Origin of the sequence: Pedobacter sp. V48, from assembly GCF_000523515.1 — a bacterium.
GTDB lineage: Bacteria > Bacteroidota > Bacteroidia > Sphingobacteriales > Sphingobacteriaceae > Pedobacter.
In genome coordinates, this window is record NZ_AWRU01000005.1 from 337,567 (window position 1) to 359,273 (window position 21,707).

23 protein-coding genes are annotated in these 21,707 nt (G+C 42.5%); 20 read left to right on the top strand and 3 right to left on the bottom strand.

Going from position 1 to position 21,707, the window contains the following annotated elements:
- Nucleotides 1-68 precede the first annotated feature (68 nt).
- The 7 genes from N824_RS04810 to N824_RS04840 all read left to right on the top strand — a co-directional run bounded on the left by N824_RS04810 (nt 69) and on the right by N824_RS04840 (nt 8,770).
- Nucleotides 69-1,313: an efflux RND transporter periplasmic adaptor subunit gene (locus N824_RS04810; RefSeq protein WP_048903988.1), complete on the top strand. Its 1,245-nt coding sequence runs from the start codon at nt 69-71 to the stop codon at nt 1,311-1,313.
- Between the two features lie 9 nt (nt 1,314-1,322).
- On the top strand, nt 1,323-2,789 hold the full coding sequence (locus N824_RS04815; RefSeq protein ID WP_200869817.1) for a TolC family protein: 1,467 nt from the start codon (nt 1,323-1,325) through the stop codon (nt 2,787-2,789).
- Between the two features lie 216 nt (nt 2,790-3,005).
- Nucleotides 3,006-3,674, top strand: coding sequence for an ABC transporter ATP-binding protein (locus N824_RS04820; protein WP_048903990.1), 669 nt, complete (start codon nt 3,006-3,008; stop codon nt 3,672-3,674).
- A gap of 19 nt (nt 3,675-3,693) precedes the next feature.
- The gene (locus N824_RS04825) at nt 3,694-4,944 is read left to right on the top strand and encodes an ABC transporter permease (RefSeq protein ID WP_161662262.1); all 1,251 of its coding nucleotides are present in this window, start codon (nt 3,694-3,696) and stop codon (nt 4,942-4,944) included.
- A gap of 23 nt (nt 4,945-4,967) precedes the next feature.
- A complete protein-coding gene (locus N824_RS04830) occupies nt 4,968-6,095 on the top strand; it encodes an ABC transporter permease (RefSeq protein WP_161662263.1) in 1,128 nt (375 codons plus the stop codon).
- A 19-nt stretch (nt 6,096-6,114) separates the two neighbouring features.
- On the top strand, nt 6,115-7,491 hold the full coding sequence (locus tag N824_RS04835) for a sigma-54 dependent transcriptional regulator (protein WP_048903993.1): 1,377 nt from the start codon (nt 6,115-6,117) through the stop codon (nt 7,489-7,491).
- On the top strand, nt 7,475-8,770 hold the full coding sequence (locus tag N824_RS04840) for a PAS domain-containing sensor histidine kinase (protein ID WP_048903994.1): 1,296 nt from the start codon (nt 7,475-7,477) through the stop codon (nt 8,768-8,770). The genes N824_RS04835 and N824_RS04840 overlap by 17 nt, the downstream gene beginning before the upstream one ends.
- 147 nt (nt 8,771-8,917) lie before the next feature.
- Here N824_RS04840 and N824_RS04845 read toward each other — a convergent pair whose 3' ends face one another.
- Nucleotides 8,918-9,229 carry a hypothetical protein gene (locus N824_RS04845; RefSeq protein ID WP_048903995.1) on the bottom strand — a complete coding sequence of 104 codons (312 nt, stop codon included), beginning with the start codon at nt 9,227-9,229 and terminating at the stop codon, nt 8,918-8,920.
- A 245-nt stretch (nt 9,230-9,474) separates the two neighbouring features.
- On the opposite strand from N824_RS04845, the gene N824_RS04850 reads away from it, so the two are divergent.
- From N824_RS04850 to N824_RS04865, 4 genes are all read left to right on the top strand, one after another.
- Complete coding sequence (locus N824_RS04850; protein ID WP_048903996.1) at nt 9,475-9,768, top strand: hypothetical protein; 294 nt, start codon at nt 9,475-9,477, stop codon at nt 9,766-9,768.
- Between the two features lie 62 nt (nt 9,769-9,830).
- On the top strand, nt 9,831-10,865 hold the full coding sequence (locus N824_RS04855; RefSeq protein ID WP_048903997.1) for a S41 family peptidase: 1,035 nt from the start codon (nt 9,831-9,833) through the stop codon (nt 10,863-10,865).
- A gap of 95 nt (nt 10,866-10,960) precedes the next feature.
- A complete protein-coding gene (locus N824_RS04860; RefSeq protein WP_048903998.1) occupies nt 10,961-11,530 on the top strand; it encodes a dihydrofolate reductase family protein in 570 nt (189 codons plus the stop codon).
- Nucleotides 11,531-11,578: 48 nt separating this feature from the next.
- Nucleotides 11,579-11,959 carry a DUF1801 domain-containing protein gene (locus N824_RS04865; protein ID WP_048903999.1) on the top strand — a complete coding sequence of 127 codons (381 nt, stop codon included), beginning with the start codon at nt 11,579-11,581 and terminating at the stop codon, nt 11,957-11,959.
- On the opposite strand, the gene N824_RS04870 is transcribed toward N824_RS04865, so the two are convergent.
- Entirely contained in the window at nt 11,939-12,478 is a 540-nt protein-coding gene (locus N824_RS04870) for a hypothetical protein (protein ID WP_048904000.1), read from the bottom strand. The genes N824_RS04865 and N824_RS04870 overlap by 21 nt on opposite strands.
- 840 nt (nt 12,479-13,318) lie before the next feature.
- On the opposite strand from N824_RS04870, the gene N824_RS04885 reads away from it, so the two are divergent.
- The 9 genes from N824_RS04885 to N824_RS04925 all read left to right on the top strand — a co-directional run bounded on the left by N824_RS04885 (nt 13,319) and on the right by N824_RS04925 (nt 20,474).
- The gene (locus tag N824_RS04885) at nt 13,319-14,365 is read left to right on the top strand and encodes an alpha/beta fold hydrolase (protein WP_048904003.1); all 1,047 of its coding nucleotides are present in this window, start codon (nt 13,319-13,321) and stop codon (nt 14,363-14,365) included.
- A gap of 41 nt (nt 14,366-14,406) precedes the next feature.
- The gene (locus N824_RS04890; protein ID WP_048904004.1) at nt 14,407-14,859 is read left to right on the top strand and encodes an organic hydroperoxide resistance protein; all 453 of its coding nucleotides are present in this window, start codon (nt 14,407-14,409) and stop codon (nt 14,857-14,859) included.
- Nucleotides 14,860-15,005: 146 nt separating this feature from the next.
- Nucleotides 15,006-15,746, top strand: a complete 741-nt coding sequence (locus N824_RS04895) for an SDR family oxidoreductase (RefSeq protein ID WP_048904005.1) — start codon at nt 15,006-15,008, stop codon at nt 15,744-15,746.
- Nucleotides 15,747-15,792: 46 nt separating this feature from the next.
- Entirely contained in the window at nt 15,793-16,173 is a 381-nt protein-coding gene (locus N824_RS04900; RefSeq protein ID WP_048904006.1) for a helix-turn-helix domain-containing protein, read from the top strand.
- 17 nt (nt 16,174-16,190) lie between these two features.
- Complete coding sequence (locus N824_RS04905; RefSeq protein WP_048904007.1) at nt 16,191-17,210, top strand: sensor histidine kinase; 1,020 nt, start codon at nt 16,191-16,193, stop codon at nt 17,208-17,210.
- Entirely contained in the window at nt 17,191-17,952 is a 762-nt protein-coding gene (locus N824_RS04910; protein WP_048904008.1) for a LytTR family DNA-binding domain-containing protein, read from the top strand. The genes N824_RS04905 and N824_RS04910 overlap by 20 nt, the downstream gene beginning before the upstream one ends.
- A 122-nt stretch (nt 17,953-18,074) precedes the next feature.
- A complete protein-coding gene (locus N824_RS04915) occupies nt 18,075-18,845 on the top strand; it encodes a thioredoxin family protein (RefSeq protein WP_084498191.1) in 771 nt (256 codons plus the stop codon).
- A 64-nt stretch (nt 18,846-18,909) separates the two neighbouring features.
- Complete coding sequence (locus N824_RS04920) at nt 18,910-19,299, top strand: DoxX family protein (protein WP_048904009.1); 390 nt, start codon at nt 18,910-18,912, stop codon at nt 19,297-19,299.
- 131 nt (nt 19,300-19,430) lie between these two features.
- Nucleotides 19,431-20,474, top strand: coding sequence for a hypothetical protein (locus N824_RS04925; RefSeq protein WP_048904010.1), 1,044 nt, complete (start codon nt 19,431-19,433; stop codon nt 20,472-20,474).
- 12 nt (nt 20,475-20,486) lie between these two features.
- Here N824_RS04925 and N824_RS04930 read toward each other — a convergent pair whose 3' ends face one another.
- A complete protein-coding gene (locus N824_RS04930; protein ID WP_048904011.1) occupies nt 20,487-21,617 on the bottom strand; it encodes a TlpA disulfide reductase family protein in 1,131 nt (376 codons plus the stop codon).
- Between the last annotated feature and the right edge of the window lie 90 nt (nt 21,618-21,707).

The window sequence follows — 21,707 nt, forward strand, 5'->3', positions numbered from 1 at the left end:
ACTGTCTTATTTACAGTTTGTTGTCTCTGGCATTTCTATTGGAATATAGGCTTCAAATTAGTATATATATGGACCGTGAAATTTCATCCAAAGAACAGGCCAGGCGAAGAACCAGGATATACATTGTCGGCGGTATTGTTACCCTGGCAATCGCTTTTGGATTTATTCAATTTAGCAGTATCGTCGAACCTGCAGTAAAAGGCAGTACCCTCAGTACTTCAATTGCAGAAACAGGCAGGATGGAGGCGACCGTACCTGCATCAGGAATCATTACTCCTGAATATGAATTCACCATCAGTTCACCGGTAGATGCAAGGATTGAACAAGTATTGTTTAATGCGGGTGAAAAGGTACTTACTGGTCAGTCTATTTTACGCCTGAACAAGGAATCTGCTATGCTCGCATTTGAGAAACTGAATGAGGAGCAGCATGTCAATCAGAACAAAATAAACCAATTGTCTCTAGGACTGCAGAAAACCTTGGATGAGTTAAAGACTCAGTATTCCATTAAACAAATGAAGATCAGTAGTCTGGAAACGGCATTGGAGCACGAGCAATCGCTCTTGGCAATTGGCGGGAGTACTGATGAAAATGTTAAACAGGCCCGCTTAACATTAAATGTGGCACAACTCGAACTGAAGCAAATCAAAAACCAGATGGATAACCAGAGGGCAACGATGCAGGCCGATCTGAAGAGCCTGGGGTATGAAATCAACATCCGCGAAAAGGACATTAAGGGAATCAGCGATAAGCTCAAAAATGCGTCCATTTTTTCTCCACGAAGCGGAGTGATCACCTGGGTTAACAGTAAGATCGGTGCGGAAATCAATGAAGGTGAAGAGTTGGTGCGCATTGCGGATCTGAGTAGTTTTAAGGTCGAGGCCAGCATCTCTGATACCTATGCTGATGAGGTTAAAGCAGGCAGAGCGGCCGTGGTCAGGATCAATAAAACGGACCTGACTGGAAACATCAGCAACGTACAGCCGGCCGTGGAGGATGGGACGGTAAAATTTTCCATTAACTTAAGCAACAAAAGCTCAAAGCTGCTCCGTTCTAACCTGAAGGTTGATGTTTTTGTCGTTACCGCTTACAAGGAGCACACCATAAGGGTTAAGAATGGCGCTGCATTTAATGGATCAGAACAACAAAAAGTATTTGTGATTGAAGGCGACAATGCGGTGTCCCGCCAGGTGAAAGTTGGTGAAAGCAATAGCGATTATGTGGAGATCCTCTCGGGTCTTAAAGCAGGGGAAAAAGTCATCACCTCGGAGATGCAGGACTTTACCCATCTCAGCAAAGTTAAGATCAGATAACCAAAATAAATGACACCCAAAATGATGTTCAAGACCATCTTATTATATTCAGGAATTCTCATGCCCTTGCTCGGGAAAGGTCAGGTCAATAGTGATACCGTAAAACTAAATTTGAACGATGTTATCGGAATCGCTAAAATGCACTCCACAGCAGCCGTGCAGGCAGCGACTATTCGTGAAAATCAGTACTGGCAGTACAGGACATTTAAATCAAATTATAATCCCCAACTCACACTCGATGGGACTTTGCCACAGTTCAGCAAGACCAATATTCCGGTAATCCAACCAGATGGAACAGTAGAATTTAAGCCCGTGATTAACGATAATTCGCAAGTCAACCTTGGCCTGACACAAAATATCGGTTTAACCGGTGGACAAGTGTTCCTGGGATCCAATGTATTGAGGTTTTCAGATTTCGACCGCAAACAAACCCGTTACAATGGGAATCCATTGATCATCGGTCTGAATCAGCCTTTGTTTGCATTCAATTCCCTGTCATGGGATCAGAAGATCGAACCCCTGCGTTATGAAGAATCACAGAAAAAGTACAAGGAAGACATGGAAGTGGTGGGTCGGGATGCCTCAGAGCTGTTCTTCGGCTTGCTGATTGCCCAGATTAACAAGGATATCGCCCTCAAAAACCTGTTGAACAATGAGACCATTTATAAAATCGGTGAAGGCAAAGCGGCTCTGGGCCGGTTGTCCAAGGACGAACTTTTACGATTGAAACTAGGGGTGTTGAATGCAAGGAAAGCTGTGGCGCAGGCCAATGTAGATGCGGAAACGGCTGACCTTCAATTGAAATCCTTCATTGGTTTTTCTGCTGGTAACCAGATTCAGCTTATCCTTCCAGAGGATTTATTGACTTTTGAGGTGGATGCCACAACTGCCGTCCAACAGGCAAAAGATAATCGTCAGAAATCCATAGAATTTAAACGGGCGTTGCTTGAAGCGGATAAGGAGGTTGCCAAAGCCCGGGGCGAAAATGGCCTGAAAGTAAACCTATTTGGAACATTTGGATTAACCAATGTAGCGGACCGGCTTCCTGGGATCTATAGCAATGCTAAAGACCAGCAGGAGATACGATTAGGTTTTCAGATTCCTATCTTGGATTGGGGCCGTTCCGCCTCGAGGATTAAAACGGCGCAGTCTAACCGCAAGCTGGTAGCCGCGACCGTTAAGCAGGCGCAAATAAACTTTGAGCAAGAGATCTATACCACTTTGAGACAGTTTTCGATGATCAAAGAACAAATGCAAACTAACTCAGAAGCAGATCTCACTGCAAACCAGCGCTATGAAATCGCAAAAAAAAGATACTTACTGAACGACCTGGGCATCACGGATCTGAATATCGCTTTGCAGGAAAAAGACCAGGCACGCCGTGATTACATTTTTTCTCTGAAAAGCTTTTGGAATGCCTACTTCAACCTCCGACTGCTGACCCTCTATGATTTTACCACCAATAAAAAAATATAAGCTTTCTAATCCATAACTGACAACATAAAATCACAAAATCATATGAAGCACTTAATTCTTTTAATGCTGCAGCTGCTCGCTGCAGTCAAAGCAACACTTATTTTGAAGGGGGAGAATGGAAAATTAGTGGTAACTTTTAGACCGCCAGGAGCGGAGCTTCAATCTCTCATCACGAAATGTAAAATCCTAGAATAACAACTATTAACTCAAATCGAAATGATACAATTATCAAACATAGAAAAAGTTTACCGTACCAAAACCATTGAAACCACTGCCCTTAACCACATCAACCTTAACATTAATAAAGGGGAATTTGTGGCCATTATGGGCCCTTCTGGCTGTGGTAAAAGTACTTTACTTAACATTATGGGGTTATTGGATACGCCAACTGCCGGATCCATTGAAATTGCCAATCAGCCGGTGACTTCACTTAGCCGCAAACGCCTGGCAACATTCAGAAACCTTAAGCTGGGCTTTATTTTTCAGAGTTATCACCTGATCAACGACCTTTCGGTTATAGACAACGTGGAGTTACCGCTATTGTACCGCAAGGGCATTTCAGGTGCTGAAAGACGCAAAAGAGCCTTAGTCGCATTGGAGAAAGTGGGATTGAGTGCCCGCACCAAGCACTATCCCAATCAGCTTTCAGGTGGACAGCGTCAACGCGTGGCCATTGCCCGTGCTATTATTGGGAATCCTGAGATCCTGCTTGCAGATGAGCCTACCGGAAACCTGGACAGTGCTATGGGTGAGGAGGTGATGAATTTAATGTTGCACCTGAATAAAATTGACGGGACAACGATCGTTATGGTCACCCACGATGAGCACATGGCGAAAAAAACCCAGCGGATCATTCACTTTTTTGATGGCCAGCAAGTCAGTTAACCTGTATAACCTAGAAATCATGTTGAAAAATTATATAAAACTCACTTTTAAAGTCATGCTTCGCAAGAAGTATTATACCGCACTTACCCTGGTGGGCATTAGCCTGACCCTTATGGTCATCACGGTATTTGCCTCCTTTCTGGATCAGATCGTGAGTGCGAATCCACCAGAAATTCATAGGGAAAGAACATTGATCCTGGATAAAGTATCGGTTTATAAAGGTGATAAAAAGACAGATGCCGCACCTAGCATCAGCTTCCTTCAAAAAAATATACGGAATCTGCAAAGCACCGAGACCATTTCCTATTTTACAACCAGAGAGTTTATTTCCTTCCTCAATGGAAAAACAGCGGGTCATATCCTTAAGTTTACCGATGAAAATTTCTGGAAGATCACAGATTTTGAATTTTTGGAAGGAAAACCTTTTAACATTATTGACGTCAGAAAAGGTGCCCGCGTTGCCGTAATCAGTGAAAAAACAAAAGCATACTTTTTTAAAGATGGTGCTGCCCTGGGGAAAACCCTTCCGATGCATGGAATAGCTTATCAAGTGATCGGCGTGGTAAAGCCTGCAACGCCCTTCAGCAGGATTTATTCCGATGTTTATGTTCCTTATACCACCGATGTGAATACCCAGCGGACGGAAAAAGCGCTGGAAGGTACCTATAATGCGTTGCTATTGGCGAAAACGGACGACCTGAAAAAGGTGCGTGCCGAGCTAAGGGGAATTTTAAAAAAGGCGAATCTGGTTTCGGGTGCAGATTCGGTAAAAGTGCATGCATTCACTGCTTTGGAGCAATTTGCGAAAAGCAGCTCCTTTAACGATGATGAACCTGAATATGGGAAAACCGCGATTGTCATCAGTATTGTGCTGGTTCTTTTCATGCTGATCCCGGCCATCAGTCTGGTGAATATTAATGTCACCCGGATTGGTGAACGGGCTGAAGAAATCGGTATTCGTAAGTCGTTTGGAGCAACTTCCGGTACCTTGGTGGGGCAGCTGGTAACAGAAAACATCATCATTACCCTAATTGGTGGATTGATCGGTCTTGGTTTGTCCGTTTACGCCTCACAGTTGTTGGTGCAGTTTATCAATACCTTTGATCCGCTATTCAAAATGCCGACCGATAGTTTTATCATCAGCTGGCGGGTGTTTGGTTTCTGTCTTTTTAGTTGTCTGTTACTTGGATTGGTCTCCGGGATTTATCCCGCCTGGAAGATGTCCCGTATGGATGTTGTTTATGCATTGAAAGGAGGAAACAGCTTATGATTTTGCATTTGTTTAAAATGATCATGAACAGGAAAAAAGCAAATTTCTTCCTGTTACTGCAGCTGTTTGTCACCTTTACCGCCCTTTTTCTTTGTTTGGGTTTGAATCTGAAGAAATTAGGTAACTATTTCAGACCATTGGGCTATCGTTATGAAGATGCCTGGCTGGTGGTACTGGATTTCCAACACCTGCAGGACGAAAAGAAACTGGAATTTAGCAGGCTAATCCAACAGAAGCTCCGGGCGGTTAAAGAAATCGAGCTGGTAAGTGCCACCGAGGTAATTCCTTTTCAACAATGGGGTAATGAAGAAAAGATCACCTATAACAAACAAACCAGCAAGGCTCTGGGATTTGAGGTAGATGAGAATTACTCAAAGGTACTCGGCATTAAACTAGTCGAAGGTCGATGGTTTACGGAAAAAGACTATGTGTTAAATGCCATTCCGGTAGTTCTCACCAAAGATTTAGCGGAACGTGATTTCAAGCAGGGAAGCCCGATCGGAAAAACGATCCTGATTGGCGACAAGCCGGCCCTGATCATCGGGGTATCTGAAGCGGTCAGAGAGAACACCGGAGCTGATCTGAACCCGGGATTTTTTATCCCATTGAAAACCGCGGCAACAAGTTATTTGCTTAAATCAAAAAATACCGATAATTTCCAGTTGCTAGAGGATCAGATCAGGAAAACCATCAACTCGGTTGGCGCTTCGGAAATTCTGATCAGGCAGAATATTTCTTTAACGCTGGTCAAAAAATATGCTCAGAAAACAGATTACATTCAGTTGAGTATTACCTTGCTGGTATTTGCATTTTTGCTGATCAATGTTTTCCTGGGAATCTCCGGTGTGTTTAGCTATAACCTGTCAAAACGTAAAGCAGAAGTTGGCCTGCGGGTGACCATGGGGGCAAGCCCGGCTGATATATTGAAGCAATTTCTCCTGGAATCCATTGTGCTGACTACCTTGGGTATTTTACCGGGCTTGCTAATTGCGATTCAGATGTTAATTATGCAATATTTAGATGCCTATTATGGAACTTTAAGTATTTTGGGGGCTGCGTTGTTTTTGTATTTGCTGATGCTGAGTTGTGCTTTCTACCCAAGTTTGAAAGCAGCCAGGCTGAATCCTTCGGATGCCTTACATGAAGAATAAACTAATTTAATTTGTTCCTATGATTTTGATTATTGATGATGATGTTGCTGTATGTGCTTCCCTGAACCTGTTGTTAAAACAGAATGGGTTCAAATCCATCAAGGCAAATGGGCCGGAAGAGGCACTCAAGCACCTTAAGGAAAAACCAGTAGATGCGGTATTGTTGGACATGAACTTTTCCATGGAAACTACAGGGGAAGACGGGCTGGCCATGCTGCAACAGATCAAAAAATCAAGACCACTCCTGCCAGTTATTTTAATGACCGGATGGGGATCGATTAAGCTGGCAGTAGAGGGTATGAAAGCCGGGGCAGCGGATTTTATCAATAAACCCTGGGATAACGACCACTTGACGCGGGCACTAAGAACAGCACTGGATTTATCAACCGAACTGGATACACCAGGGGCAATGACACGTAAGAAGCTGAATGACAAATATGGTTTTGAGAATATTGTTGGTGAAGATCCGCAACTTCTAGAAGTACTACAGACCATTGCAAGGGTCAGTAGTACTGACGCCTCAGTACTCATTATTGGAGAGAGCGGCACGGGGAAGGAACTTGTAGCCGAAGCTATTCATGAGAACAGTTCCCGCAGAAACAAAGCATTTGTAAAAGTAAATCTTGGGGGAATTTCTTCCAGCTTATTTGAAAGTGAGATGTTTGGCCATAAACGTGGCGCCTTTACCGATGCACGCACCGACAGAGTAGGCCGGTTTGAACTGGCCGATAAAAGCACCATTTTCTTAGATGAAATAGGTGATCTGGATTTAAACAGCCAGGTAAAGCTGTTGCGGGTATTACAGGACCGCAAGTATGAGGTGTTGGGCGACAGCAAGACGCGCTCTGTTGACCTTAGGGTAGTCTGCGCCACCAACCGCGATCTAAGGGAAATGATCGCTGCCGCAAAATTTAGGGAAGATTTGTATTACCGCATCAACCTGATCATTATCCGTTTACCTCCGCTTCGGGAACGCACAGAGGATATTCCGATTTTGGCCAATTATTTCTTGAAAAACCTCAAGGAAATTTACCAGAGACCCAAGCTGCAGATCGATAAAAAAGCCTATAACTGGCTAAAATCCCTTCCGTTGCCAGGTAATATCCGTGAACTAAAAAACCTGATTGAGCGTACCGTGTTGCTCAGCGAAGGGGATCACCTGGATGTAAAAGATTTTGAGCTGCACCTGGAAACTCAACGCCTGCCAAGTGCCTCCCTGACGCTCCCTGCTGTGGGAACATTATCGATTGACGATATGGAGCTTTCCATGATCAGGAATGCCATGGATTTTCATCAAAATAATATCAGCAGGGTGGCCAAAGCACTTGGTTTAAGCAGGGGCACCCTATACCGTAAACTGGAGAAATACAACATCCCTTATGAAGCTCAAAGCTAAGGTTTTACTGGTGGCAATTGTCGTTCATGCGGTATTTGTCTATCTGCTTACGGAGTTGTATGCGGCAAGCAGAACTGCTTTCCTGATCGGAGAGGCCATGCTTTTTGTGTCACTTATCTTTTCTTATTGGTTGTATCGATCGATCAGCCAGACATTTGATACCATCTCCTCGGGGATCGAAACCCTGAAGGATAAGGATTTCAGTATCAGGCTGAACCAGATCGGTCATCCGGAGATGGATGAATTGATTGATGTGTACAACCTGATGATCGAACAATTGAGACATGAGCGATTGCTGCAGGCGGAGAAAAGTTCCTTCCTGGGAAAACTTATAGAAGCCTCTCCTTCGGGGATCATTATATTTGAATTTGATGCAGTTATTGGGGCGGTAAACCCCGCTGCTGCAGAAATATTAGGTCTGCAACCAGACGAGATTTTGGGTAAATCATTGAGCCAGATAGGCGGACGACTTGCTGAGGAACTGTCGCTGATAGAAGTGAATGATGCCAAAGTAATTAATCTGAACGGGATAAAATCTTATAAATGCCATAAGTCGACCTTCACAGATCTTGGATATTCACGGACTTTTATTACGATTGAAGAACTCAGTCGTGAGATCTACCTGAAGGAAAAAAATGCCTACGAGAAAGTAATTAAGATGATGTCTCATGAGGTGAACAATTCTATAGGTGCCATTAATTCAATTCTTAACAGTTGTTTAAATTACAAGCATCAGCTGGATGAAGCAGATCAGGAAGATTATGATGCGGCGCTGACTACCTCCATCAGCCGCAACCATAGCCTGAGTGCTCTGATGTCGAATTTTGCCAGGGTTGTACGTGTTCCCGAACCCGTTAAGCATACTGTTGAGCTAATCGCATTGCTTCGCTCGGTGGTACTGCTAATGGAACCTGCTGCGAGGAAAAAAAATGTCAGCTGGTTGTGGGATCTGGATGCATTGGAGTTGGAAGCCTTTGCTGATTACCAGCAATTGGAACAGGTCTTTATTAATATTCTGAAAAATGCGATTGAGGCTGTAGATCCGTCTGGGACAATACGCATCAAAACCGCATCACCAGATAAAATGATTTCAATTTCGAACACCGGACCTGGAATCTCAAATGAGGTCAGTCGTCAGCTTTTCTCTCCCTTCTTTAGTACGACGAAAAACGGACAAGGTATTGGATTGATGTTGACAAGGGAAATCCTTTATAACCACGATTTCAGGTTTTCTTTGCAAACTATTGGTGAATGGACAGAATTCAAGATGGTAACCTAAACACTTAATCGGTATTTATTTACATAAAAAAGGCTACTTAAAAAGCAGCCCTTTTCAATCATCATCAGCCCTTTTAAATCACTAAGGGAATTCTGTTGTGATTATATTTTATCAGAACTATTCAGGGGTTCTGACTAAGATGAAATCTTATTGTACTATCTTACCGTCTTTGTCAATTTTCAAAGATGATGTTTCTTCACCTTTTTTAACATCGATTTGATAGAAGCTTGATTTATCTGCATTGGTTACCAAAAATGCAGCAGTTGGAGTCCATTCTTTAACTGGATCTGTTTGCAAAGTTTTTTGCACTGGTTCTGGAAGATCTTTTAATTCAACCGGAGTTTTTGTTGTACTATCCTGATGAACACTAATCATCACTGGATTTTTGATTTCGCTTGCTTTTACTGAGGTTAATCCTGCTACAGCTAAAATTGCTGCTGATAAAATGATCTTTTTCATAATTACTATATTAAAGTTCAACTAAATATTCTTGTTATTTATGTTTTGAGTATGCTACATAATAATGCCTAACTCCCAGTGTTTTGGCACGAGCTTGATTTACAGCGGCTTACTGATTAACGCATTTCCTAATGCTGTTGCATTTTTCCGCAAATTGCGGAATGCCGATACAGTTTTGAGGATAATAAAGTCCTTGTATTAAAAGACTATCATTATTATTACCTTTAATAAATTCCACCTTGTCGATGAATTATTTTATCTCAGTTATCTGCTTGCTACTTTTAAGTACAAATAGTAAGGCGCAATATCTTGATGAAATGTCTGTAAAACTGCATCAACCTGCTGATCTTAAAAAAGATGTTTATGTGGTGCAAAACATATTAGAAAAAGAAAATCCAAATCTTTATCTGTATATCAGTAAAAAAGACCTTAACCATAAATTTGATAGTTTAAGGACCACCATAAACCAACCACTTACCAGCATAAGTTTATATGTTAAACTATTAAGTGTTATCAGCTATATGGGCATGGTCATTTAACCATCAATATAGACTATTCGAAATTTACTGCCTCTGATATTGCTTTTTTAAAGAAACCAACATTGCAACACCCTATTTATCAATTTGATTACCGGGTAATAGCAAACAAACTATTTATCAGCGAAAACTTATCTGCCGATTCCACGATAGCTAAGGGTACAGAGATATTAAGTATTAACGATGTTCCTGCCGCTAAATTGATAGATAGTTTGAGCCATTATATTACATCAGACGGTTATAATATTACCTATAAGCAATTCCTAATGAACGGTGGACTATTTGCAGAACGATATCGGTTTTTATACCCGAAAAGGGAACCCTTGAACTTTAAACTCAGTTCCAACAAGGGTACACAACAAATAACCCTAAATGCTTTTCAAAAACCAGGTTATGATAGCAGTAGTGTTGCGCGGCCACCACGTACAGCGTATAAATTATTAACTGCTGATAGTAGCATTGCCTATCTTAAACTCCAGACCTTTTTTAATGGCGCTAATTATGAAGGGTATCACGGTATTTTTGCAGACATCCAAAAGAGAAAATTAAAAACCCTTATAATAGACCTGCGCGGAAATACTGGCGGAGAAACCGGTTGGGCATCAAGTATATATAGTTTCTTAATAGCGGAGCCAACATATTTCTACAAGCTTCCGGCAGAAATAAGCCGGCAAAAGTTACTATACGATAATCCAAAAATACGCGGCTGGGTTAAAATGGCATCTAAATCAACATATCCCATTGTTACACCGGATGCCAGCACGTTTAAAGGCAAAATATATGTACTTATAAATGGTGGTAGTTTCTCGGCAACCAGTTTACTTGCAGCAAATATACGAAACCTAAAAAACGTAACTTTTGTTGGCGAAGAAACCGGCGGTAGTAAGAATATCTGGACTGCAGGAACAATTAAAAATATAACGCTTCCTACCAGTAAACTTTCACTCGCTTATGGCAACACACCAGCTTATTTTGGTGACATTACACACATTGATGGACGTGGACTAATGCCTGATGTATCAATTTCTTACACTATTGAGGATTATTTAGGAAATAAGGACCTTGAATTGGATTGGGTGTTAAAGGATATTGCCCATTAGAGGAGGAAAACACCCTTATATTGTCGCGATTACACCCCACACAAGGAGACTGTTCTCTTTAAATTTGAATCATCATTAAACTAAATTGTATCAAAATGAGAAAGATCAGAATTTTCGAACATATCTCGCTTGACGGGGTGATTGAGCACGACAAAAACTATGCATATGGCGCATGGACTGCACCATACCGAACCCCCGCCGGGTTGGCCATGCTGCTTGAGGCATACGGTCCCGGTTTTGACCTGCTGATTGGCCGTCGCACATACGATGAGTGGTTGGGCTACTGGCCCAATGCTGGAGACTTTCCGATGGCGAACGCCATAAACGCCGCAACCAAATACGTAGTTACCCACAGACCTGACAGCCTTAAATGGGGACCAGTGAAGGATTTGGGCGAAGATTTTATCGAGGAGCTGCACAAACTCAAATTGACCGACGGGCCAGATCTGGTAGTTTCGGGAAGTATATCACTGACACCTTTGCTACTCAGCGCGGGATTGATAGATGAGGTTATCCTGATTGTATATCCGGTATTGCTAGGTAAAGGCAAACGCCTTCTTTCTGACAACTTTGACGCACGTGAGCTCGAATTCGTGAGCACATTGACCACACCAACGGGTGTGCTGCTCAATACTTATAAACATTTGGGATCGCTGAAAAAATAATCTTTCGCTGAGCTTAAATAAGCAATACATATAGCAAAACCAATTTCGATGAAAATTAGAAACCTTGTTGATCTGTTTACTATTCTTCCTGAAGAAGAAAAAATAATTGTAGATGTATTGCGACAGATAATTATTGAGTCTCTTCCTGAATACTGTAAAGAGAAAATCTCCTACAATGTTCCATTTTTTTATGGTAACAAAGGGATATGTATTATTTGGCCTTCAACTGTTCCCAGGGGTGGCATCAAAAAAGGCGTTCTTTTAGGTTTTTGGTATGGGCATAAATTAAATGACCCTGATCACTTTCTGTCTCATGGAACAAACAAGCAAATTTTTTATAAAATCTATCAAACCGCAGAAGAAATTGATGAAAATCCAATAAAAAAACTTTTAAAAGAGGCCATCAAATTAGATAGCTCGTTTGCTTAAATTTATAGCTCGTGCTATTCGTGGCCTATTATATCGTTGAAGGAAAATCGGATAAAGGTTTAGTAAGACATTTAATAGTAGTAACCACAAAGATTTGAGAACTCCAAATTCCAATGCCACGAACATATTAAACCCCAGGACTATTAGCAGGATAATTAAGTGGTCTAGTTCAGATTTTTTTGTCTGATAGTGCAAATTCACTAAAGCTTTGGCATTTTTTTCTATGGGATTAGATTTTCTGATCACCTTTTCCCAGCCAATCCAGACCAACAATTTTCTGAAAAAATTTATTCCGAGATATTCATATATTTTTCCGCTCCGTTCCCATTCCTTTTCTTTAAAATAGGAGGAACCAAGTGGACTTTTTAGTGCTCCGGTAAACGCAACTGCACACAACATCAGCAGGAAGTTCAGAATCCAGGAGAATGAAAAGCCATCCATTTTAATATAATGGACCAGGGTGTAAATTGAAGCAATTGTAATTGTTGCAATTAAAATTAAAATTAAGGTTTTTCTCATTGATTTAAATTCTCAAAAGGACGCTTAGATTAGGTGTTACTTTTTAAGGTTGTTCTGAATTTATATAATACCCAAACAAAAATCCCTGCTAAAATCAAATCATACGCAAAATTTACCCTTAGAAACGAGATTGTTGTGGATGTGAATTCTGAATCCTCAAAGGTCATTCTTTGCAAGTAAGGAAAGGGAAAACCTGCTTTAACAAATGAAAATTCATTCCAGAGAAATGGCAGGGCAGATACCAATATGAAAGACAAAATAAATATTACCACAAATTTCATAAAGGCTGGTGATGCTAACTGGTTTTGTAAGTTGGTCGTTGCTAAATTTAACATATTCCTATAAAGTAGCCAAATCCAAAATCCCATAAAGCTTTTTTTTGAAAACTGCTTTCCGACAAAGTTCGACCACTATGCTGTCTGACTCAAGGTCTGATTTGTCTGGCCCAAGTTTTTTTGCTCGTTTTTTCCTAGCCTGTCCTGGTAGTTTTGGGGTATCAAATCACCTAATAAACAGCAGTTATGAAAAATAGCAACATCTTGTTTTCTGCCCGGAGCCTGACAGTGGAGATCCGGAAGCAGTTTGCGGCCACTATGATTGCCTTGGCTTCTGTGCTTGCAATATCTACAGCGAGATTTGAACGGGATTCGCAAAGCTGCGGTATGATCACCGTTCAGTCAAAAAAGAAAAAACGACCATCGGAGTAAACAGAGCGTACCGTTCGACCCTCCAAATGCCTGGTTGGCATCTGAGCTTGTCTACTTCAGCCCGGTTATGATTTTCCTCAGGTCCCGGCAGCACTAAATTTATCCTATTAAACCACAAATACTACAAAATACAATGAAAAATCAATCTATATCCCCTCGACACTTCTTAGGAAGACTAACCTTTATCTTTGCTGCTTTGCTGCTGATTTTACTTTCTTCAGCCACAGCAAAACCAACCACAACAACTCAGAACAGTATCCTCACCCAGCTCGAGGATCCTTTTAATCATGTCAAACAGATAAAAGCAGGCTTACTTAATATAGGCTACGTAGAGGCAGGCCCGGCCAATGGTGAGCCCGTTCTGCTTCTTCATGGCTGGCCATATGACATTTACAGTTATAAAGAAGTATCGGAAATTCTGACTACTAAAGGCTATAGGGTGCTCATTCCATACCTGCGCGGTTATGGCAGTACGCGTTTTCTCTCCGCTGCAACACCACGTAACGGTCAGCAATCTGCCCTTGCTGTCGACATGATTGCCTTTATGGATGCCCTGAAAATCAAAAACGCCATCGTCGGCGGATTTGACTGGGGTGCGCGTACCGCAGATATCATGGCGGCACTATGGCCCGAGCGCGTAAAAGGACTGGTTTCCGTGAGTGGTTATTTGATCGGCAGCCAGGCAGGCAACAAGGCACCGCTTAAACCAGAGTCGGAGCTGTCCTGGTGGTATCAATACTACTTTGCTACAGATCGCGGCCAGGCAGGATATCAGGCACATACCGCTGAGTTTAACAAACTAATCTGGAAGACGGCCTCACCAACCTGGAAATTCAGTGAGGACACTTATAACCGTTCTGCAGCGTCCTTCAAAAACCCCGATCATGTGCAAATCGTGATTGACAACTACCGTTGGAGGCTTGGCATCACCAAGGGGGAAGCGAAATTTGATGCTCTGGAGGCTAAACTTGCTACTGCACCTGATATTATCGTGCCCGCAGTAACCCTGGAGGGAGATGCCAACGGAGCGCCGCATCCAGATCCGAGCGCCTATGCCATCCGCTTTAAAGGAAAATATGCACACCATAACATTAACGGTGGTGTGGGCCATAATCTCCCTCAGGAAGCCCCGCAGGCTTTTGCTGATGCCATCCTTGAGGTTGCGGCATGGACCCGATAAACAGGTATAATCATTATTCAACAATTTAATATTCAAATACAATGAAAAATCAAACAGTTTTTACCGCTACTGGCGGATCTGCAATCACTAAAGTATTATATACTGGCAAAGTCCACATCACCGGAGGTCGCGAAGGCAAAGCAAAGAGCACAGACGGACGTTTAGACATTGACCTGTCTACCCCAGGAAGTGTTGGCAAGGGCACCAATCCCGAGCAACTGTTCGCCGCTGGCTGGTCTGCCTGTTTCATCGGCGCTATGCAGCACAATGCCGCGGCCGCAAAAATCAACCTTCCGGAAGGAACCTCTGTAGACACTGAAGTGGACCTGGGAACTGGAGAAGACGGCTTTGCCTTACAGGCCAGGTTACAGGTTAACCTGCCAGGTCTTTCTGTTGCAGAGGCAATGAGCGTCGTAGAGGCTGCTCATCAAACCTGTCCGTATTCAAAAGCAAGCAGAAACAATATCAATGTAGAAATTTCAGTAACCGTATAAAACACCAGATATGAACAAATAAAATGATGCTCTTGTATTGTCGGAATGATGTCAGGAATAATGTTTTGGCTGGTATCATAGATTATACTGGTAACAAAATTATACCAAGTGTATTTTACTTTTGTTCAAATTTACAATAGAAAAATATGGAAACTTTAAAAGGAAAAATAGCCCTCATCACAGGAGGGAACAGTGGTATCGGATATGCGACTGCGAAAGAATTAAAATTACGGGGCGCGGAAGTTATCATTACCGGAAGAAGGGAAGATGCACTGCAAAAAGCGGCTGCGGATCTGGGGGTGACCAGTTTTGTGAGTGATCAGGGCCGGGTCTCCGCTATTGAAGAACTTGCTCAAAAAGTAACCGCACAATTTGGCAGGATCGATATCCTGTTCATCAATGCAGGAGTTTTGGCAGGTGCAGGGATTGAAAATGCAACCGAGCGTGATTTCGACTATGTGATGGATGTCAATTTTAAGGGAGCATACTTTACGCTGAGCCGCTTTATTCCAGTTCTGAATGATGGTGCATCGGTAATTTTCCTCTCTTCGAATGTGGCGAGCATGAGCGGAGCCAACTCTTCTATCTATAGCTCGAGCAAAACGGCGCTGAACTCAATAATGAAGATCGCGGCTGTAGAATTGGCGCCGCGGGGTATACGTGTGAATGCGGTAAGTCCAGGGCCAACGCAGACCGAGATTTTAAATAAACTCGGGCTTGACCAGGCCGGCCGCCAAGGCCTGGATGACTGGTTGATTGAGCGCATTCCGCTGCGGAAAATAGGTGGTGCAGATGATGTTGCTAAAATGGTGGCTTATTTCGCCGGAGAAGCTTCCGGTTTTATTACCGGTGCGGAAATCGTGATGGATGGGGGAATGAGTTTATAAACTTTCGTATTTTAGTATCTTGCAAGCAATCCTTAACCAGTACATCATGAGCAATGAAGAACTCATCCGTAAGTCGGGAGAAATACTTTCCGATCCCAGAAATCAAAAGGAGGAAATCCAGGCACTGCAGGATACCATGTACGTCATGGGCGGAAAATGGAGGTTAATGATCATCAATTCAATCTGCAACGGGAACAGGCGCTTTCGCGACATACAAAGAAGTATTCCGGGTATCACTACCCGGATGCTTTCCAGGGAATTGAAGGATATGGAAGCCAATAAACTGATCAAAAGAACCGTAACGCCCTCAACACCAGTGTTGGTCGAATACAGTGAAACAGACTATTGCCTTTCTTTTGGCGCCATTATCCTGGAGATGATCCGATGGGGCAAGCAGCATCGAGAAAAAATAAGAATGACAGATTAATCTTACCTTGCTTATTCATGAAAATAACGAATTTCAAGATATCAAACACAATTATCTGGAGCAGTTCTATTGTGCTGGGGGTATTATCTTCAGTGCCCCAACTCGCTTCCCACCAGTTCAATCTTTCAGAAGCTGCGGTGAATGCAGGTATCACCGCAGTTTTTGCTGTAACGATGTGGTACTTCAATATCTATATGCTTTCGCGAAAAAGCAATAAGCCCCAAGGTCAGCAGATCTCTTACCATAAGCTGCTGAAATCACTGTTATTCGGACTCGCAGTAATGCTCGCACTGGCTTATATTCAGCAGCTAATTCTCTCTCATATTGAATTCGGCCCTACGATGCTGATGGTAGAGGTTCGGGGGATATTGATTAACCTGGTCTTCTATATGTTTCTGAACCTGTTGCAGCAGAACTATGAAAACCAGCACGTAAATATGGAGCTGGAACGCTCCAGAAATGATAATCTCAGTGCGCAGTATGACCTGCTTAAACAACAGGTCAATCCCCATTTCCTTTTCAACAGCCTGAATACCCTGAAAGCCATGGTGGAGAGCAATGATGAGCAGTCGGTAGACTTCATCCTGAAACTGGCTAATTTTTATCGGTATACCCTGGAGAGCCGCAAGTTGGATCTCATTCACGTTCGTGAAGAGATGGATATCCTAAACGCCTACCTTTTCCTGCAAAAGGCCAGGTTTGATGATGGGTTTATATTTACCAGCAAACTGGATGATGAGGTGCTGGAAACGCTTATTCCGCCCTTCACCCTACAACTACTTGTTGAGAATTGCTTGAAACATAACATTGTCTCGCTGCATCGGCCATTAAACATCAGTATCTACCGTGATGCTGATACACTGGTGGTAGAGAATCAGATACAGCTAAAGAATAACGAGGAAAGCTCTCTGGGAGTTGGTCTCAAAAATATTGAACTCAAGTACAGTCATTTGCTGGACAGGAAAGTGGAGAGACTGAACGACCAGCAATTATTTCAAATCAAACTTCCATTAATCTATGAACATCATCATCATTGAGGACGAATTACGAACCGCCAAATCATTGGAAAATATCCTCAGGGAACTTCGTCCTGCTGCTAAAATCACCGGCTCCTACCAAAGTATAGAAGAGTCGGTAGCGGCGCTATCCAAAGGACCGCAACCCGACCTGATTTTTATGGACATTCAACTGGCAGACGGCCTGAGCTTTGAGATTTTTAAGTCAGTAGCAATTAGCTGCCCTGTGGTGTTTTGCACCGCTTTCGACGAATATTCGCTGGAGGCCTTTAAGCGCAACGGAGTGGATTACGTGCTGAAGCCATTTTCAAAAGAAGACATTGCTGGAGCCATGAAAAAAGTGGATGCCCTGAAAAACTTCTTTCAGCAAAAAACGATTCCCGATCTGAGCGATCTGCTGATTCAGATGGTTCAACCTGCGGAGAAGACGAGTTTCCTGGTATTCAAGCACCAGAAATATACAACAGTCCAGGTCGCACAGATCGCCTATTTCTACATTCGAAATGAGTCTACTTCGATCATGTGTTTCGACGGGCAGGAATTTCCCCTCAGCCAATCCCTGGATCAGGTTGCCGGGTCGGTTTCCCAAAAACAGTTTTTTAGGGTTAACCGGCAATACCTGGTCAACTTCAGCGCGATTAAGGAGATTGAGCATTATTTTCTGCGCAAGCTCTATGTGAAATTGGTGCTCGAAACTCCGGATAAACTGCTCATCAATAAAGAAAAATCGACCTCCTTCTTATCCTGGATGGAGAACCGTTAACAGCAATATAATTGAAGGATCGCCCTGTCTATGTGGCGATCCCAATTGTCCGGTTCAAGCCGAATCTCCTGTTTTTGGGTGTCGTTAGTCCCTAAGTTTGGATCAAATTAAAGATTCAAATTATGAAAAGGATACAACTAACCATGCTTTGCGCATTAGCCGTCATCTTGTTACTGACCGCGACCCTGGCCAACAGATCGATGGCCTCCAAATCATCTATCTCACAAACGATTAAAGGGGACGGGTTCGTCGTTCTCGAACTCTTTACTTCTGAAGGCTGTTCCAGCTGTCCGCCAGCGGACGAGTTACTGGCTAAAGTGCAGCGCGCGGCCGGCGACAAACCTGTTTATGCTTTGTCTTATCATGTAGATTACTGGGACAACCAGGGCTGGCGTGATGTATTTAGCAATCCGGACTACAGCAAACGTCAATACGATTATGCAAGCAAACTTCGGGCACAGGTTTACACACCGCAGGTAGTGGTTAACGGTAAAACTGAATTCGTAGGTTCCAATGAGTCAGCGATGAATTATGCCATAGAAAGCAGTCTTACCGGTAGCTCAGTCAGCACGCTGCAGCTGCAGGGGAAACAGCAGGGCGGAAAAATGACCCTTAGTTATCAGGTCACTGGAAAAACTAGCGAAGATGAATTGCTAATCGCAATCGTTCAAAAGAAAGCGGTCCATCAGATTAAGCGAGGTGAAAATGAAGGCCGTACGCTTAGACATGCTCAGATTGTGAGAAGCTTACAGACCTTCCAATTGGACCGATCTGAAAACGGCCAGCTCAGTCTCGAATTACCCAAAGCATACAACACAGCAGGATGGGAAATCATCGGTTTGCTGCAGGATAAAAAAAGCAAAGCCATACACAGCGCCACCAGGGCAATATAACAACCGTTGAATTCAAAGACAATTAAAGTACGAAGTAAAAATTAAACACTTAAATATAGAAATCATGAATACTAAAACAACAAAAATAACCTTCTGGATCGGCATCGTTTTAACTTCCCTATGGTTCGGTGCAAGCGGATTCTTTGAACTGACCAAAAATGCGCTGGTTTGGGAAATTACCCAGCAACTTGGTTACCCTGCACATTTCATTTACCTGTTGGGGGTTGCTAAAATATCGGGCGTCATCGTGCTCCTGATTCCCGACAGATTGCTGAGATTAAAAGAATGGGTATTTGCCGGAATCTTCTTTGATATTATCTTCGCATTCGGGTCAAAAGTAGCCGTCATGGGTGCTGGGGCAGCCACCGATGCCGTTGTGGCCTTGGTGATGGTTAGTGTGACCTATGCAATGTTCAGAAGGCGCTATCTGCTGGCTTACCGAAAAGTTGAGTAAGATTTCAGGCCGAGGCCACGCTGGCTCGCTTGCCACCACGAAAAGCAAAAACCTTCTTGGTATGAATCTTGTTCAAAAAGTTGAAAATCGAAAACTATATTTTTAACAATCAGTTGATCAAAAACACGAAGATGAGATTCACCTATTATGCCATTATTACTTTTTCCATCCTTGCTCTAGGTGTTGCCAGCTGTAAAAAGGATAAAAAAGCAAATCCGGATGAATCTGATGGACCCGAAATACCCGTGTCTGAAATATATGTAGCAGGCTATGAAAGCGGCGGGGCAAGATACTGGAAAAATGGTGTTGTTACTAACCTTACCGGTGGGGGGAACGGTTATGCTACAGGTATTGTTGTTGCAGGCAATGATGTATATGTAGCCGGTTGGGAAAATATTGTTGGCGGAAGAAAGCTTCAATACTGGAAAAATGGTGTAGCAACACAACTGACCGTTGGCGATCACAATACATTAACCGGTGGTATTGCTGTAAATGGTAATGATGTTTACGTTACAGGTGCCCAAACAAATAGTAGCGGCACCAAAGTAGGTAAATGTTGGAAGAACGGAGTGGCCACCAACCTGTCCGACGGTACAGCGGGTCACCATGCTAATGCAAACGCAATAGTGGTGGTCGGAAACGATGTATACATCGCTGGAAGTGAATTTAACGGGAGCAGGCTTGTGGCTAAATATTGGAAAAATGGCATAGCCGTGCCGCTTACCGATGGCACTAAATCAGCATATGCTAATGCAATTGCAGTTGTGGGTAGCGATGTATATGTGGCCGGAACTGAGTCCGTCTCAACTGACGGGGGAAGCAACCCCGTTGCCAAATACTGGAAAAATGGTGTTGCTGTATCACTCAGCGATGGCAGTGAATACAATGTGGCAACAGGCATTGCTGTTTCCGGAAAAAATGTATATGTTTCGGGTTATCAAAATATAGGGAGCAAGGGAGATATTGCCAGGTACTGGAGAAATGGGGTGGTTAAAAACCTTGGCGACGGTACCCGAAGCACAACGGCAAATGCCATCGCGCTTTCGGGTAGTGCGGTGTACCTTGCAGGCTACGACGGTAATTTTGTAACCTACTGGAAAAACGGAGTTGCTACTCACGTTTCCAATGGTGCTAGTAGTAGTTCTGAGGGCCTGGCTATCTTTTTGAAGCAATAAAAAGGGTGATGATTATAAATTCCTATTCAGAAAGTCGGCCAGTTCGACTGGGCTAATGTTTTTGGCAAGGATTCTGCCATTACCATCTAACAAGAAGTTACTAGGAAAAGAGTTAACGGCTAGTTTGGCTGCCTGAACGCCATCAATATCCCAATATTGAGGCCAGGATAATTGTTTTTCAAGGATTACTTTTCGCCAGTCAGCTTCATATTTTGCCTTATCTGTTGATATTGCAACTATTTCAAATCCTTTGTCTTTATAAGCCAGGTATGTTTTCTTTAAATCTGGAAATTGGCGGATGCACGGCAGGCAGCTACTATACCAAAAGTCAATCAACGTAAATTTATTGCCTACGTAGGACGATGCCGTTAACTTTACGTTGTTTTGGTCGATACAATCGATCAAGGGAAAAGGTTTGCCAATCGCTATATAAGTGCCAGCATTTTTAAGCTTTTCAGCAATTTTATTACCTGTAAAAGTTGTTTTTATTTCTGGAGAGAATGCCGCGAAAATGGAGTCAAAAATATTCTCGTAGCCGAAACCTAGTAATCTGACAAGATCCCATAATGCCAGGTAAGAATTGGGGTTGGTTTTTACATATTTTAACAAATTCTCATCATTCATTGAATAAGCTTTTTTCAGGTCAACCATTAAGCGTAACTGAATACTATCGGGTAATTTGCCTGAATATCGCCTGGTCAGATCGTCCCATCTCGTATTCATTTTATTTTTATAGGCTTTACTTGCCCTGAAAGCTTTTAAATACTCATTGCGATATTCATCCATCGCATGATTTTTCATTTCGGGTATCTTAAAATTAGAATCTATGTTACATGTAATGGTCTGCACACCCTTCTCTAAAATAAACATATCGGACACAAATACTTTGGCATTTAAAAATACTCCAATCGGATAAGGGGTTGAACCTTTGAATTGAAATTTTCCATCTTTAATCTTAACCACCATTTCTTCGATACCTGAAGGATAGTACTCTTTTGCGTTGATAAATGCTAATTTAATAGTCCCGGTATCCACATCAATACTGCCGTTTAGTTCAAAGGAGTTTTCAGATATACTCTGGCCATAGGAGTTAATTGTGAATACCAGGATTAGGAACAGGGAGAGATAAAGCTTTTTTATCATAGGGATTAATTTTAGCACAAACTAGTGTATTAAAATTAATCATAATGCAAAAACAGGTTGATTTAACATTTTTTTACATACACAAATTAT

Coding starts and splice junctions, on each gene's coding strand:
- N824_RS04810 (WP_048903988.1), top strand. CDS start 69: ATGGACCGTGAAATTTCATCCAAAGAACAGGCCAGGCGAAGAACCAGG.
- N824_RS04815 (WP_200869817.1), top strand. CDS start 1,323: ATGACACCCAAAATGATGTTCAAGACCATCTTATTATATTCAGGAATT.
- N824_RS04820 (WP_048903990.1), top strand. CDS start 3,006: ATGATACAATTATCAAACATAGAAAAAGTTTACCGTACCAAAACCATT.
- N824_RS04825 (WP_161662262.1), top strand. CDS start 3,694: ATGTTGAAAAATTATATAAAACTCACTTTTAAAGTCATGCTTCGCAAG.
- N824_RS04830 (WP_161662263.1), top strand. CDS start 4,968: ATGAACAGGAAAAAAGCAAATTTCTTCCTGTTACTGCAGCTGTTTGTC.
- N824_RS04835 (WP_048903993.1), top strand. CDS start 6,115: ATGATTTTGATTATTGATGATGATGTTGCTGTATGTGCTTCCCTGAAC.
- N824_RS04840 (WP_048903994.1), top strand. CDS start 7,475: ATGAAGCTCAAAGCTAAGGTTTTACTGGTGGCAATTGTCGTTCATGCG.
- N824_RS04845 (WP_048903995.1), bottom strand. CDS start 9,229: ATGAAAAAGATCATTTTATCAGCAGCAATTTTAGCTGTAGCAGGATTA.
- N824_RS04850 (WP_048903996.1), top strand. CDS start 9,475: ATGAATTATTTTATCTCAGTTATCTGCTTGCTACTTTTAAGTACAAAT.
- N824_RS04860 (WP_048903998.1), top strand. CDS start 10,961: ATGAGAAAGATCAGAATTTTCGAACATATCTCGCTTGACGGGGTGATT.
- N824_RS04865 (WP_048903999.1), top strand. CDS start 11,579: ATGAAAATTAGAAACCTTGTTGATCTGTTTACTATTCTTCCTGAAGAA.
- N824_RS04870 (WP_048904000.1), bottom strand. CDS start 12,478: ATGAGAAAAACCTTAATTTTAATTTTAATTGCAACAATTACAATTGCT.
- N824_RS04885 (WP_048904003.1), top strand. CDS start 13,319: ATGAAAAATCAATCTATATCCCCTCGACACTTCTTAGGAAGACTAACC.
- N824_RS04890 (WP_048904004.1), top strand. CDS start 14,407: ATGAAAAATCAAACAGTTTTTACCGCTACTGGCGGATCTGCAATCACT.
- N824_RS04895 (WP_048904005.1), top strand. CDS start 15,006: ATGGAAACTTTAAAAGGAAAAATAGCCCTCATCACAGGAGGGAACAGT.
- N824_RS04900 (WP_048904006.1), top strand. CDS start 15,793: ATGAGCAATGAAGAACTCATCCGTAAGTCGGGAGAAATACTTTCCGAT.
- N824_RS04905 (WP_048904007.1), top strand. CDS start 16,191: ATGAAAATAACGAATTTCAAGATATCAAACACAATTATCTGGAGCAGT.
- N824_RS04910 (WP_048904008.1), top strand. CDS start 17,191: ATGAACATCATCATCATTGAGGACGAATTACGAACCGCCAAATCATTG.
- N824_RS04915 (WP_084498191.1), top strand. CDS start 18,075: ATGAAAAGGATACAACTAACCATGCTTTGCGCATTAGCCGTCATCTTG.
- N824_RS04920 (WP_048904009.1), top strand. CDS start 18,910: ATGAATACTAAAACAACAAAAATAACCTTCTGGATCGGCATCGTTTTA.
- N824_RS04925 (WP_048904010.1), top strand. CDS start 19,431: ATGAGATTCACCTATTATGCCATTATTACTTTTTCCATCCTTGCTCTA.
- N824_RS04930 (WP_048904011.1), bottom strand. CDS start 21,617: ATGATAAAAAAGCTTTATCTCTCCCTGTTCCTAATCCTGGTATTCACA.